Below are 14,229 nucleotides of genomic sequence, written 5' to 3'. Positions count from 1 at the left end.
CTTTACGGCCAAGTCAGGAAACAGAGTCGGACTTACAACGGCGAAATGGCCTCGCCGGTTCACGCGAGATGAGCCTCGTCAACCCTGCCGACAGTGCGGCGCCGAGCCGACCCCGAACACAGCGACAGTCGACCCGGACGCGTCATCGAGCGGTGTCGCCTGCCCAGGCGGCGGCTGCGCGGCGGGTGATGCCGTCCACCTCCTCCTTCGCGGCCTTCGAGATGACGGCCGAGTTCGGCTCCTTGTACCAGGGGCGTAGGCGGATCAGGGCGGGTCGGATTCCCGTGGCGAGCAGAATCGCTGTCCCCTTCGGCAGCGCCCTGATCTTGTCAGGTGGCAGGATCGGCTCCTGGCGGTACGAAACCGAGCGTGATCGTCCATCGCGGCTACTGGACCAGCTCGGCGTTTTCACATCCCGCTGTCCGACCAGGCGGGAAACCTTGTCGACGAAGTCGGCGTCGTCGAGACCGGCGCCGAGCAGCTTGATGGTGGCGGCGCTCCACAGGGCGTCCATGCCGGCATCGCCCCAGACCCGGGCACCCTGACGGTAGCTCTGCAGGAGCGTCACCACGTTGATGCCGCGCGAGCCGAGGTGGCTGTACAGGTCGGGCAGGTCACTGATCCGGCAGACGTTGGCCGCCTCGTCGAGCACCGCGGTCATCGGCGGGTCGAGACGGCCGCCCATGCGTTCGGCCGCCACCACGCCCGCCCGTAGCGTCATGTCGGCAAGGCCGGCGATCACCCCGGCCGCCGAACCGCCGCCGTCCTTGGACAGCAGGTACAGCGTGTCACGGCTGATGACGTGCTGGGACGGGATGAATTCCGGCAGGAGCGGGTCGGGGCTGACCCAGGCGACGATCTCCGGATCGAGCAGGCAGGCGGCGCACTGCCGGGCGGTCTCGTAGATGCCGTCGCGGGTCTCCACCGCGCCGCGTACGGTCCCCTGCAACTGCTCGGCCATGGGGGCCATTCCGACGTCGCGCAGGATGTCGATCGGTGTCCGGTCGGCCGGGTCGGCGAGCCAGGCCAGCAGGTCGGAAACCGACCGTCCTCCTCGGCACGCGGCCAGGAACAGTGCGGTGAGCGTGTTCTGTGCGGCCGAAATCCAGAAGTCCTTCTTCGCCGAGTCGTCGTTGACGGAGCTGACGAAATGCCCGGCAAGCCGGCGCGAGCCCTCGATGGTGTCGCAGCCGGCCAGCATGTCCCACCACATCTCGCGCGGAGAGTGCGCGATGCCCTGCGGGTCGAAGGTCCAGACACGGCCGACCTTGGCGCGTTCCTGCCGGGTTACGGTGAAGACGTCGGACTTGTTCGAGGTGAGCAGCACCGCTCCCCGCGCCCGGAGCAGCCGCGGGATGGCAATCCCGGTGGACTTGCCGGCACGGGGTGCCATCAGGTCGAGTTCGACGTCCTCGAAGGAGGACCGCAGCTCCGGCCCATCCGGGTCCAGGTCACCGAGGAGGTTGCCGATGTCGTCGGGTGCGAGCTCACGCACGCCCTTCAGCGACGGACGCAGGTCCCGGGCCCGCGCCGCGGCCTGCTCGGGCATCAGGCCGGCCATCTCCCGTCGGCCCGCCAGTCCGCTCGACTTCGCGGACACCCGACCGGCGACCTTGAGGACGATCAGAACGATCAGAGACACCGCAACGGCGAGCAGCAGGACGGCGGTGGTGTAGACAACGGACGGGGAGATGCCGGGCCAGACGGCCGCGACCTCGCCGGTCAACAGTCGCCGGTAGACGCCGCCGCTGAACGGCGGCGGATGCCAGCCGTTGCCGGTCACCGCGAATCCGAGCGTACCGCCCAGCCAGAGGACACCGAAGACGATGAAATTGAGCACGGCGACGCCGGGGATGAGCCAGGCCATGACCTCACTGCTCCCGACCCCGACCCCGCCTCGCGCGCTCACCAGGCATCCTCGGGAGTGAAGTCGGCTCGCTCCTGTTCGCGCGCGGCCCCTACCTCGTCCGCGTGGCCGTTGGCCACCCATCGGGTGTTCGTGTCGTGCAGACGCCGCTCGGTCTCGGTGATCGACATCCGGATCGGGATGCCCGGACGGCCACCGACCTTGACCAGGAAACGGCCGCGCCCGGGGGGTTCCTCGTTGTCGCCGTTCTGTGCCCAGCCGGGCGGCGACGACCAGGAGGAGACCAGATCGATCTCTCGACGCGACAGGCCGACCACCTTGCTCAGCTCCTCCATCTCGGCACGCGGCAGGCCGGCGCAGACCACCATGCCAGCTCGCTCGACGAAGCCGCGTGCCTTCGCCTTGTCGGACTCGCTGCCCAGCGCCTCCGCGTCCTTCAGAGTGTGGGTGATCTTCGAGTCGGCCAGGCCGAGCGACCGGTTGAGCCGAGTCAGCGCGTCGATGCGGTCGACGATGCCGGACGCGGCGCGCAACGGCCGCCACAGCTCATCGAGGACCGTGAAGAACCACCGTCTGGGCGCCAGCCCGGCGTCGGCGAGCGCATGCGACGCAGCGACCGTGCCGAGCCCGTCCGACCAGGCCGCGAGCATCGCAGCCGCGGTGAGCTGGCCGTCCGCCTCGCCAATGCGGGAGATGTCGATGCACACGGCGGTGGCATCGGGATCGATGTGGGTCGAGGTCGTGGACGAGAACGTGGTGCCGAGTGGACCATCGAGGATGCCCAGCAGCGATCGGTGCAAAGGGTCGACCGCGTCGCGGTACCGCGACTCCTCGCCACGGTCGAGGGTGAACTGGCGGACCTCGTCGGGGCCTTCCTGCAGTACCGCCAACAGGTCACCCAGGTGCACGGCGTGGCCTTCCGGCGTGCGGTCGCGAAGGTGACGCAGGCACGCCGAGAGCACGGACTGCTCGTGATCGGTGATCGCCTGACCACGAACGATGGTCAGCAGTGCGGCCACCATGTTGAGCACCCGGCCGTGGGTCTCGGCCAGCAGCGTTTCCCCGGCGCGGCCGCCGATCTTCGCCGCCGCGGCGCCCATCGCTCCGGGGTCCAGGACGTTGAGGCCACCGACGCCACGGCCGATGGAGATGACCTGACCCCCCAGTGCCCGTACGGTGTCGGCGTAGTCCGGCTTGAGGTCGCCCAGCACCAACGGGACCACCCCTTGCGCCGCCAGACCGATGAGCATGCGGTTGATCAGCGTGGATTTGCCCAGACCCGGCATCCCGAGCATGAACAGCGACGGGTTGGAGATGTAACGGGCGCGGGTGAACCAGTTCAACGGGTCACCGCAGACCGTCGCACCAGTCGAGAGGTGCTGGCCCAGCGGCACGCCGACCGACGGCGCACCCGACCCCGAGACGAACGGCCAGAGGCCACACGCCTGCACACTGGTGGCGCGCCACATGGCCGGCGGATCCATCGGAGCGACCCGGCCGCCGGCGAGCCCGTACGATCCGCGGTGCGGTATGAAGTCGTCCCGGTTGCGCTTCGCCGCGTACGCCCGCCTGCGCTGCTCGGCCTGATCCGCCTTGCGCTGCCGGATTGCCTCCTTGCGCCGCGCCCTCGGTGACTGATCGCCGATCTCGTCGGGCTCCAGCTCCTGCGCCGCGAAGGGCGGGACGATGAGCCGGTCCAGTGCCGACCCTGTGCTCACAATGCCTCCTGAAACTCGCGAGGGATCAGCGTCTGCTCCCAGGGCAGGATGCCCACCGGCAGCGCGCAGGTGAACGCGGCCGCCTGCATCCGGTCGGCGGCCCGCATCGACAGGCGGGAGGCTCCGAGCAGGTTCCGCATCGTCGCGTTGGCGTCGGCGATCTCCTCGGCGGACTCCACCGTCACCGTGACGACGATCGAGAACTCCACGAGCCCGGCACCGGCCGCCTCCTCGGCTGCGGTCTGCTCGGTCGCGGCGACCTCCGTCATTGACCGCGCCCGGATCGGTCCACGGGTGGAATTGGCCATGAACTGGGCCGCGCGCCGGTCCGACTCGACAATCTTCGCGGACGTCGCCGGATCGATCGGTCGGTACAGCAGAGCCACCCGCTTCCGCCGGATGCCGACTGCCGGGTCGAGTAGTGAACGCAACACGCTGGAACGCACCGTTCCGCGCGGCGCGAGCGTGAGAAGCCAGCTGCGCGAGACGCCCGAATCGTGGTGGTAGGCGTCGACCTTCTCCACGGCGGCGGCTGGTCCCGCGTCGTTCCACTCCAGGCCGGTACCGCCGTGTTGGGCTCGGATGTCGTTCACGTCGGCCGAAACCGCGGGGTCGTAGGCGACCCGGACGACTTCGGCGATCCGTTCGGCGGACAGCGGCGTGGCGGCGCCACCACCCGCGCTGATCAGGCCACTGATCAGGCCTTGGATGCGAAGTGCGAGCTCGGTGAGAATCTCGTCGGAACCGCGCCGGGTTCCGCTCCGCAGCCCGTACGTCAGGGTGACGTACGTGTTCATCTCCGACGACGCATCCGGATAGCGCTCGACGACCTCCTGCATCACCTGCTGGGCGACCGGCGGGGCGTCCGGCGAGATGCGGGTGAGAACTTCGCTGGCCAGCCGGGTGCCCGGGTCCGGCGCGGTCTCCACGACGACCGCGGCACCGCGCAGATCCGGCTCGTGCGACAGCCGGGCGAGCCAGTCACCCCACTGCGCCACCCAGATGTCACTCTGGTCGTCGTCGACGAGTGACCCGCCGTCGGGCTCGCAGCCCAGCACGATCGTGTAGAGGTTGCGGTAGCGGTGGTGCAGGACACCGAAGCGGCGCCCGTACGGGTCCAGGCCCTCCAGCATCGTGACCTTGCTCAACATGCCCGGTGGCCGGAAGCGACCGCCCGGACGGGCGGAGAGCGGACCGGAGACATAGGTGGTGCTTCCATTGGCCCGCCGGCGGGACCAGCCGATCCGCACCGACATCATGTTGTAGACGTTGCGGCCGTCCGGCGTACGGATGGCCAGCGGGCCCAGCGCCACCGCACCTATCACCGCCATGATCAGGGCTACACCGATGGAGATCATGGACGCGAGCAGGACCACCACCAGGCCGCCGAACAGGCCTACGGTGCCCACCAGCCCGAACGGCCCGAGCCCTGCCTTCCGCGGCTGGCGCCAGTTGCCGTACGTCCGCGTCTTGACTACTTCAGTACTCACTCTTTGCGCTCCTGTTGTCCGGCTCGCTAGCGGTCGCCACCGTCGATCGCGGTCGGCAAGGCGCCGTCGGCGATCCGCCCGGCGGTCTGGTGGGTGGTGGTCACGGCCCGTGCGGCCACCGCGGCGGTCGTCGCCGCAGCCTTCACCGCGCCGCTCGCGGCCATCCCGGCGGCACCGGCCACGCCGGCGCCAGCGGCTCCCCGGCCACCGGTGGCGCCGCCGGCTCCACTGGCTCCACGAGCACCACTGGCACCGCGGCTGGCCGCTTGTTGCCCGCGACTCGCCAGGCGCGCCGCGCCCGAGGCGACCGCGCCCGTCGCGGCGGCAGCGCCGCCGACCACAGCGCCGGACGAGTCCGAGGAGCCGAGGGCCGCCGCGGCGGGGACGATCAGCCGTAGCAACGCCGGCATCGCGACGGCGGACATCAGCAGAACTCCGCACCCGGCGATCCGTTGCTGTAGCCCTCCCTCGCTGCCTCCATAGGCGATCATCGTTGTGCCCGCGTAGAGGATCAGACCCACGGCCGGCTTGTAGACCAGCCAGGCCACCATCCACGCGATGTGCTTGCGCCACCACGACGAACCCCATTCGGTCATCGACGCCGCGGCGGCGAGTGGCAGGGTGCCCAGGAGCAGCACCATGATGCCGAGCCGCAGGTACAGCATGATGACGTGGATGACGCCGGCGATCAGCAGCAGCAGGCCGATAACGATCAGGAGGAAGGTGGAGATGTCCAGGCTGCCGCAGCCGTTGATGACCTTGAGCTGCTCCTTGACGCCTGCCTGGTACAGGTGGTTGGTGTACTGGTCCGACAGGATGGCCAGCTCACCGACGATGAAGGCGCCCGCGCCGGCTGTCAGCAGGACGCGGAGCATGCCCTTGAGTGCGGTCACACCGGCCTGTCCGCGACGTTCCATGGCCATCCGCGCTGCGGCGACCAGCAGTGAGGCCACCGCGATCGCGAGCACCAGCCAGTTGGTCTGCAGCCCGAGCTTGTGATTGAACTCGGGGTCCGCGGACAGGGTCGGAACGGTGTCCGCCACGCTGGCGAAGAGGTTGACGGCCGCTTCGATAATCGCCGAGGCGAGCCCTTTGAGGATGCCGTCGATCCCCTGGTCCGCGAGTTTCCACGCCCACCCGAACGGGCCGCCGTAGGAGGCGTCTCCGGAGCTGCAATCCGGCATGTCACACCTTCCACATGATAAAACCGCTGGAGGTCGACATGGGAATTATCGCCGTGTGGAGATCCCCGCTGGGCAGTGGCTTGATCTTCCAGTCTCCCCCGGACCAAGCGACGGTGTACTCCGTGACGGCCATCCCCTGCGTGAAGCTCATCAATATTCGGACCGTGGCGGCAGAATCCGAATAGGAGACCAGCGAAAACCCGGCCAGCGAGGCGACCGACTGCGTGCCTGCCGGCTCCACATAGGTGGCACGCATCGACACGAAGATCTCTCGGTCTTCGCCAGGAATGATCTGTCGCTCCGCGACTTGGGCCCAATCACGTCCGCTCAACTGCCGAGGAATGACGTTCGCCGCCAGCACCGCACCCATCGGGGTGTGCGCAAAGCACCACAGCAGCGGACCGCCCAGCACCCGTGGACCAGCCGACCGGGAGACCGGGATGCTACCGCCGTTCAACTCCCGCCACGTCACGTCGTTCGGAGCGCGCACCGGCGCCCCCTGCGCGGAGTCGTCGGTCTGGCAGCCGTCCGGCCGCTGCCCCGGTCCGGCGTCGATCCGCACCGACTGAGTGGAACTCGTCTCCTGCGCATCGTCCGGCTTGACCAGCAGGGCGAACAACCCGACGACCAGCACGACGGCGACGAACCCGGCCGAGAGCTGCCAGCTCCGTTGCGACCAGTAGGGCCGCTCCTCGTCGTCGCGAACCGGAGCGGACCCGAGCAGTCTCAGCACGTCGCACTCACCCGGCGTTGAAATCGAAGACGAACGAGACCAGCGGACCGGCCGAGGCGACCAGAATGCAACCGCCGAGGACCAAGCCGAGCCGGCTCATGTGCTCGGACGTCTCCCCGCGCTTGTGCGAGATGGCCATCATCGTCCCGGTGATGAGCACACCGGCCACGCCAGCGGCGGTGCCGGCCCACGCGATGATGTTGAGCCCGAGCGTGACCAGGCCCACCAGAACCGGCGGCGCGGCACCACCCCGGTCGGGCTGCGGCACAGCGGCCTGCGGCAGCAGCCTCAACAGGGCGTCGAGGTAAGTGAGGTACCTGGACATGATCTACCTCCGATATCGGGGCCGGGTTGATGCGAACGCCGGCAGAAAAAAGCGGTCTTCAGAATTCGTCGAGAGCGGCTGCGATATCCAGAAACATGACGATAGGACCAACCGCCGCTGCGATGATGCAGGCGACAGCAACAATAATGACCTCCTGCCGCAGTTCGGCGGACCGGCCGGGATAACCGAGACGCACCTGCAGCGCCATCTGGGTGCCAATGAAGAGGAGCCCACCGACTCCGGCCGCCGACACGCACCACGCCAGCACGTTCAGCAGATTTACCAGTGCGGGTTTCTGATAAGCGCCGTTCTGCGCCAGCGGATTGAACGGCGAAATGCTCGGCTCCGGGAACACCGGAGGCGGCATGCCCGGATTGTCGCAGTCGAACTTACTCGAAATTGTCGCACCGCTGATGGTGCAGTTGGCCGCACCCGTGGCCTCATAATGGTTGGTGTCTTGGCCGGCAACGACCTTGGCCCACACAAATATCCGGTCGCCCGGCTGGTAAGGGATATCAACGTCCCAACTCTGGGCAGTCAGCTTCTGGCCACCACAGTGCTGTCCGGGGGCGCTCGGTTCGAGGGCCCAGCAAAACGTCACGGTCGCACCCATTTTGTTCCTGAATTTCATGTGCCACGGTGGATACCCGCTCGTCGGAGTCGGAGCCGGCTCCACCTCCGGCTCCGGGTCCGGAGGCGGAGGCATAGCGAGCGACCCGGCCGCGGCCGCGAGGGTCACCGATGCTTCCCGGCCGCCCGCGGGCAGCCCTGCGGTCACGACCCAGACGAGCGCCAGCGTGGCCAGGGCGGCCGACAGGCGAGGCCAATTGATGGTGCCGGTCATCATTGCCCGCCAGGGTGGTAGGAGCCCAGCTCTCGGACCCGCCGCTCGAGTGACTCCACCTGCCGGGGCAACCGACTCGGATGCTGACCGAGCCGCCAGTCCGGAATCCAGGGAATCCGATGCACCGGAGCAACCGAACGCAGCAGACGGATCTGACTGACCAGGACCCGGGGCAGAGACCCGGGGGCATCGGCCACGGCGACCACGCCGATGAGTTCCATCCCGTCCGGGTGCCTGCTCTCACGCATGGCGTTCAGGGCACGCGACGCGGCTTGCAGGCCGTACGCATGCGTTCTCGCGACCAGGAAGATCCGCGCCGGCTCCGCACGGCCCGGCTGGGGCCACCGGCATCCGAGATCGGTCCCACCGAGCACGTTCGCCAAAGTCGTCGCGCCGCATCCGCCATGAGCCGCGACCCAGCCCACGCCGGTCCGGCTCAGCCCGCCGCGCGGCTCCCGGCCCGAGTGTTCCCGGTCACCCGCGTCTCCGTCGATCGCGGACATGGGGGCAGGCCGGTACACCCGCCGCACCCGAACGCTCATCCCAGTTCCCGCCTTGTCACCACTGTGCCGTCAGCAACTCAGCTGACAACGGAGAAAAATCAAGACGGTTCACGGAGCCGTGCAGTGAACCACTGGCACCCTCGTCCGTTCCTTGAGCAGACGACGTCATCGGGGCCACCCCGACGGCTGCCGACGATAGAGCCGACACGAGGGGCGGATGGCTAGCACACGCAATGCACGGGCACGGGCAGCAGTTGCCGAGGCGACGCCGAAGCAGCCGGACGCCGGCCAGACCACCGGCATCATTGTCGCCGTCCTGGCCTTCTGGCCGCTCCTCCTCGTCGCCCTGATCTGCCTCCTGTGCATCGTGGCGATCGTCGGAGGGTCGATAGCGCAGCACACTCCAGTCGACAGCCAGCCGGGAGGCAACGGCTCGGGTGCCCTCGACGACGTGCTCAAGGACGACGGCAAGGGCACCCTCGACGAGAAGAACGTTCCGCTCCCCGACGTCGTGCAGGCACTGAAGGACGCCGGCGACGAGTGTGACGTGATCAGCCCAATTGTGCTCGCCGCCCAGATTCAGGTGGAGTCGCAGTTCCGGCGGGAGGCGGTGGGGCCTGACGACCAACGCGGGATCGCCCAGATCCCGGACGACATCTTCGCGACGTACGGCAAGGACGACGACGGTAACGGCACCGCGTCAGTCCTGGACCCGGTGGATTCGATCCACGCGCAGGCGCGGTACCTGTGCGCACTGAGCGACCAGGTCGGTGAGCTCATCGACAACGGCGAACTGACAGGTGACAGACTCACGCTGACGTTGCTGGCATGGAACATCGGAATCGAGAGCATCAAGACCCTCGGCACCGTTCCGATCGGCCTCCTAGCGTACCCCTACGAGGTGCGTTCCCAGTTCGAGTCCTTCCGGAGCCATGAGACGACCCCCACCCCGCCCCCGTCTCCCTCACCGGGCGGGGCTGGCACGGGCTCACCCGGCGGGGCTGGCACGGGCCCACCCGGCGGGACCGAAACGGGGACATCGCCGGCGAAACCGCCGTCCGGAAGCGGATTCGACGAGGCGGTCTTCAGGAAGATGTTCCCGAGAGCCATCCCGTTCTACAGCTACGCGGGATTGACCCAGGCGATGGCGAAATACCCGGCTTTCGCCAGCGGGTCCGGCGACGTCGGCAAGCGTGAATTAGCGGCATTCCTCGCCAACGTGAACCACGAGTCCGGCGGCCTGATCTACGTCGAGGAGCTCAACAAGAGTGCCTGGGGGAACTACTGCCAGTCGAGCGCCCCGTACGGTTGCCCCGCCGGAGTACGGGCATACCACGGTCGAGGGCCCATCCAGCTCAGCTGGAACTACAACTACTATGCGGCCGGGAACGACCTCGGTTACGACCTCCTCCACCGGCCCGAACTGGTGAGCACGAACTCCACGGTTGCCTGGGGCACGGCACTGTGGTTCTGGATGAGGGGTGGGGGGTCGCCGCACTCGGCGATCACCGGAACGGGTGGCTTCGGCGCAACGATCCGGATCATCAACGGCTATCTTGAATGCGGCGGGAAGCGGCCGGACGCGGTCGGGTCCCGGGTGTCCGCGTACCGGAAGTTCTGCGAGTTACTCGGCGTGGATCCTGGCGGAAACCTCACCTGTTGATCGGGCCGTGAACCATCTGCAACATCCAGCCGTTTTCAAAGTGGAGCTACCCACGCCACCCGATCTGGAGCAGGAGAACCAATCCCGATGACCACCGAAACGGAGAACGGCGCAAACTCCACATCGGACGCGCCGGTTCCCGAACCGCAGCCATTCTTCATTCTGTACCTGCCTGACCCGGCGTACTCCATCGAGCTGGACCTACTCGCTCGATGGGTGCACGGCCTACTCCTGCCGATCTACGGGCAGGAGACCTCGTCGACGCGTCCGTGGTGCCCGCAGTGGTGGCAGCACATGTCTGCCGTCGGCCACCTGCACTCTCTGTGGCTCGCCTGGCAGGCGTTGACCGGGGCCGGCGCCGAGGCCACCGGCCCGGCAATGTGGCATCGCGATTTCCTCATGCCGATCATGAACACATTGCGGGCGCCGGACGGACCTTTCGCGGGCTGCAAGGCGGGCGCACACCGGCCGAAGGAAACGCCACCGATCGAAGAATTCGGCGCGCCGCTGCCGCTGGAAAGCTGAGCGCCGTGGGTGACGTTGTCAGCGACGGACCGCACGTTGCCGAATTGCTCGGGCCGTACTACGCCGACCAGCTCGGCGCGGCCGACGGTGAACGCATCGAGAACCATCTGTCGGACTGCGCCTCGTGTCGCACCACCGCCGTGGAGGTCTGCGAAGCCCTCGTAGCGATCACGCTGCTCGTCGACGAGGACCGTGACGGCCTTGTGGAAGAATTCGGACCGCTCAGTCGGGGTGGACCCGCCCCAGAGCGCTTCATCCGCTTCTTCGCGCACGACATCGGGCACCTGACCGGTTGGACCACCGCCGCCGGGACGCCGCCTGGCACGAACCGGCCGTCGGCCTGGCGCCTACGGCTGCTCGTCCAGACCGGGCTGGTGCTTGCGCTGGTGCTGGTATCCGGCGGTTTCGTGCTCAACGGCCTCCTGGGCCGCAATTCCGACACGGCACCGGAGCCGATCCCCGTCGCGGTGACGGCGTCGGCCTCGGACCGCTCCACCGGGGTCTCCATGTCGATCCTGGTGAAACCGACGACCTCCGGCACGTCCGTCGAGGCCACGGTCACCGGTCTGAGCGCCGCGACCGGCTACCGGATGTACGCGACGACGACCGACGGGGCGGCCATCCCCGTCGTCAACTGGACCAGTGAGGGCAAGGCCGAGAATGTGTTCGGCGACGTGCCGGTCGCCGTCGACCGGCTGTCCTTCGTCACCATCGTCCGCGCCGACGGCAGCGTCACCGTTTCGGCGTACCTGAGCACCACGCCGGCGACACGGTAGTTCGGCAGTACCGAAGCCGAGCGCGACAGCGTCCGGGCCCTTCTCGCCAGCTCCAACCTCGCCGACCTGACCCCGGCTGCCGTCTGGGTGGTCCACGTCGGGTCGGCGTCCAGCATGTACCGGTTGCCGCCCGAGAGGTCCCAGCATTATTTGATCTTGCGCGCCACAGGGCTCCCGAACCCGAATCGTCTGATCCGTAACGGGCCCGAAACTACCGGTTGAAAATCCTGGAACTTTCTGCCAGCCTGAGAGCCATCGATCGGTGTGAACGTTAACAAGATCCTTTCGACACCGGAGGCGCCTCACCCGACCGTCAGGCCCGTCACCGCCAGGGTGACCACGTCCACCACCTGGAGAGCCCAGCGCCCGCAACCACGTCCCGGCGGGCGACCGAGCCGACTCATCACCACCATCCACCCCCTGATCAGGCGGCTCGACCCAACTCCCCTCCGGGTGGTCGCCGGACGTGGACCCCGACCCGATCGGGCGCACTCAGCAGCGTGGCCGCAGATCCGAGCAGGGCATCCACCCGAAACCCCCGACAGAGACCGCCCCACCCCCACCACTGGAGGATCAGCATGATTTCCCGGACCCGTCCCCCCGGGCGTACCCGTCTACGAACACTCACTATTTCCGGAACGGCCGCGATAGTTGCGGCCCTTGTCGTGTCGCTGCTGCCCAATCTCGCTCAGGCCGCCGAGACGACTCTCGGTGCCGCCGCGGCGCAGTCCGGCCGGTACTTCGGTGCCGCCGTCGCCGCGAACAAGCTCAGCGACAGCGCGTACACGACGATCCTGAACCGCGAGTTCAACGCCGTCACGCCCGAGAACGAAATGAAGATCGACGCGACCGAGCCGCAGCAGAACAATTTCACGTTCAGCAACGCGGACCGGATCGTGAACCACGCCCTCTCGCGAGGTTGGAAGGTCCGCGGCCACACCCTGGCCTGGTACTCGCAGCAGCCGGGCTGGATGCAGAGCATGGAGGGCACCGCGCTGCGCAACGCGATGCTCAACCACATCAACCGGGTGGCCGGTTACTACCGGGGCAAGATCTACTCGTGGGACGTGGTGAACGAGGCTTTCGAGGACGGCAACAGCGGTGCCCGTCGTAACTCGAACCTGCAGCGCACCGGCAACGACTGGATCGAGGCGGCGTTCCGCGCCGCCGACGCGGCGGACCCGGACGCGAAGCTCTGCTACAACGACTACAACACCGACAACTGGACCTGGGCCAAGACGCAGGCCGTGTACAACATGGTGCGCGACTTCAAGTCTCGTGGCGTACCGATCGACTGCGTGGGGTTCCAGTCGCACTTCAACCCCAACTCACCGTACAACAGCAACTACCGCACGACGCTGTCCAGCTTCGCCGCCCTCGGGGTGGACGTGCAGATCACCGAGCTGGACATCGAGGGCTCCGGCACGACGCAGGCCAACACCTACCGCAACGTGGTCAACGACTGCCTGGCCGTGGCGCGCTGCAACGGGCTCACCGTGTGGGGGGTGCGGGACTGCGACTCGTGGCGCTCCAGCGGCACTCCGCTGCTCTTCGAGTGCAACGGCACCAAGAAGGCTGCCTACACGGCCACCCTGGAGGCGCTGAACAGCACCGGTCCCGGCCCCACGCCCACGCCCACCACGCCGACCCCCACCCCCACCACCCCACCCGGCTCCGCCAGCGAGATCGTGGGCGCGCAGTCCGGCCGGTGCATCGACGTGCCCAACGCCTCTCGCACCAACGGCACCCGTGTCCAGCTCTACGACTGCAACAGGCAGACCAACCAGTCCTGGACCTACACCTCCGGCAAACAACTACAGGTGTACGGCAGCATGTGCCTGGACGCGGCAGGCTCCGGCAACGGCGCCGCCGTCCAGATCTACAGCTGCCACAGCCAGACCAACCAACAGTGGAACATCAACTCCAACGGCACCATCACCGGCGTGCAGTCCGGACGATGCCTGGACGTCTGGAGCACCACCAACGGAGCACAGGTCCAGCTGTACGACTGCAACGGACAGGCCAACCAGCAGTTCAGGCTCGCTTCCCTCACCTGAGGATCACGACCCGACGAACACACCCGTCCAGCGGCGCTGCATCTGGCTCACCAACAACCACTGACGCGCGGGACGCACCAACGGGGGCCCCGTGACCGACCGCCTCGGCTCCGGCCGGGGCGGTCGGCTCGACCCTCCGTTTCCGCTTTGCAGACCGCTCCTGACCACTCGGGCACACGACCAGGTCTGATCTCGCTACCACCGAACTGCTCGGGCATAGGTGGGAGCGGAGAGACTCCCGACCCTCGCCTTGTCAGAGCGACGCTCTCCCCCTGAGCTACACGGGCTCGGCTCCGGCGACTGGATTCGAACCAGTACCTGACGGATTAACAGTCCGCTGCTCTACCGATCGGGCGACGCCGGAATGGTCGCGCGTGCGGGACTCGAACCCGCTTCAACCTGAGCCGTGCGTGTCTACCTGAGTTCCACCACGAGCCCGCGGAAGGTGGCGGAGCCTGTCAAGTCAACTGAGACATTTTCTTGATTTTGTTTAGCTTTGTGCTGCTGGTTGGTTAAGCACAGGCGAGGCGGTGGTCTGTGCGGG

At 67.7% G+C, this 14,229-nt stretch carries 12 protein-coding genes and 1 tRNA gene; 4 read left to right on the top strand and 9 right to left on the bottom strand.

Going from position 1 to position 14,229, the window contains the following annotated elements; all coding sequences use genetic code 11:
* Nucleotides 1-142 precede the first annotated feature (142 nt).
* Genes AB0H52_RS19275 through AB0H52_RS19240 form a run of 8 tightly spaced genes read right to left on the bottom strand, consistent with a single transcriptional unit; the run spans nt 143 to nt 8,664 of the window.
* Nucleotides 143-1,909, bottom strand: coding sequence for a type IV secretory system conjugative DNA transfer family protein (locus AB0H52_RS19275; RefSeq protein WP_225854591.1), 1,767 nt, complete (start codon nt 1,907-1,909; stop codon nt 143-145).
* Nucleotides 1,906-3,585 (bottom strand): ATP/GTP-binding protein, encoded by a 1,680-nt coding sequence (locus AB0H52_RS19270; protein ID WP_225854590.1) that lies wholly within the window; start codon nt 3,583-3,585, stop codon nt 1,906-1,908. The genes AB0H52_RS19275 and AB0H52_RS19270 overlap by 4 nt, the downstream gene beginning before the upstream one ends.
* Nucleotides 3,582-5,075, bottom strand: a complete 1,494-nt coding sequence (locus tag AB0H52_RS19265) for an SCO6880 family protein (RefSeq protein WP_151490772.1) — start codon at nt 5,073-5,075, stop codon at nt 3,582-3,584. Before AB0H52_RS19265 ends, AB0H52_RS19270 begins: the two co-directional genes overlap by 4 nt.
* A gap of 26 nt (nt 5,076-5,101) precedes the next feature.
* Nucleotides 5,102-6,259, bottom strand: coding sequence for a hypothetical protein (locus AB0H52_RS19260; RefSeq protein ID WP_151490771.1), 1,158 nt, complete (start codon nt 6,257-6,259; stop codon nt 5,102-5,104).
* 1 nt (nt 6,260) lies between these two features.
* Nucleotides 6,261-6,992: a hypothetical protein gene (locus AB0H52_RS19255; protein WP_357948992.1), complete on the bottom strand. Its 732-nt coding sequence runs from the start codon at nt 6,990-6,992 to the stop codon at nt 6,261-6,263.
* Nucleotides 6,993-6,999: 7 nt separating this feature from the next.
* On the bottom strand, nt 7,000-7,317 hold the full coding sequence (locus tag AB0H52_RS19250) for a hypothetical protein (RefSeq protein ID WP_151490769.1): 318 nt from the start codon (nt 7,315-7,317) through the stop codon (nt 7,000-7,002).
* Between the two features lie 58 nt (nt 7,318-7,375).
* Nucleotides 7,376-8,164 carry a hypothetical protein gene (locus AB0H52_RS19245; protein WP_357948989.1) on the bottom strand — a complete coding sequence of 263 codons (789 nt, stop codon included), beginning with the start codon at nt 8,162-8,164 and terminating at the stop codon, nt 7,376-7,378.
* A complete protein-coding gene (locus tag AB0H52_RS19240; RefSeq protein WP_357948986.1) occupies nt 8,161-8,664 on the bottom strand; it encodes a DUF6668 family protein in 504 nt (167 codons plus the stop codon). The genes AB0H52_RS19245 and AB0H52_RS19240 overlap by 4 nt, the downstream gene beginning before the upstream one ends.
* A gap of 217 nt (nt 8,665-8,881) precedes the next feature.
* Between AB0H52_RS19240 and AB0H52_RS19235 the strand changes: the two genes are divergently transcribed.
* The 4 genes from AB0H52_RS19235 to AB0H52_RS19220 all read left to right on the top strand — a co-directional run bounded on the left by AB0H52_RS19235 (nt 8,882) and on the right by AB0H52_RS19220 (nt 13,685).
* Complete coding sequence (locus AB0H52_RS19235; RefSeq protein ID WP_357948983.1) at nt 8,882-10,327, top strand: glycoside hydrolase family 19 protein; 1,446 nt, start codon at nt 8,882-8,884, stop codon at nt 10,325-10,327.
* Between the two features lie 87 nt (nt 10,328-10,414).
* Nucleotides 10,415-10,852, top strand: coding sequence for a DUF4913 domain-containing protein (locus AB0H52_RS19230; RefSeq protein ID WP_357948980.1), 438 nt, complete (start codon nt 10,415-10,417; stop codon nt 10,850-10,852).
* A gap of 5 nt (nt 10,853-10,857) precedes the next feature.
* Complete coding sequence (locus AB0H52_RS19225; protein WP_192580329.1) at nt 10,858-11,628, top strand: zf-HC2 domain-containing protein; 771 nt, start codon at nt 10,858-10,860, stop codon at nt 11,626-11,628.
* Nucleotides 11,629-12,206: 578 nt separating this feature from the next.
* Nucleotides 12,207-13,685, top strand: a complete 1,479-nt coding sequence (locus tag AB0H52_RS19220) for an endo-1,4-beta-xylanase (protein WP_151490957.1) — start codon at nt 12,207-12,209, stop codon at nt 13,683-13,685.
* Nucleotides 13,686-13,976: 291 nt separating this feature from the next.
* Here the strand turns inward: AB0H52_RS19220 and AB0H52_RS19215 are convergent.
* Nucleotides 13,977-14,049, bottom strand: a tRNA-Asn gene (locus AB0H52_RS19215).
* Nucleotides 14,050-14,229: the final 180 nt, after the last annotated feature.

Origin of the sequence: Micromonospora sp. NPDC050695 (assembly GCF_040654415.1) — a bacterium.
Lineage (GTDB): Bacteria > Actinomycetota > Actinomycetes > Mycobacteriales > Micromonosporaceae > Micromonospora.
This window is presented reverse-complemented; position numbering and strand designations above follow the sequence as displayed.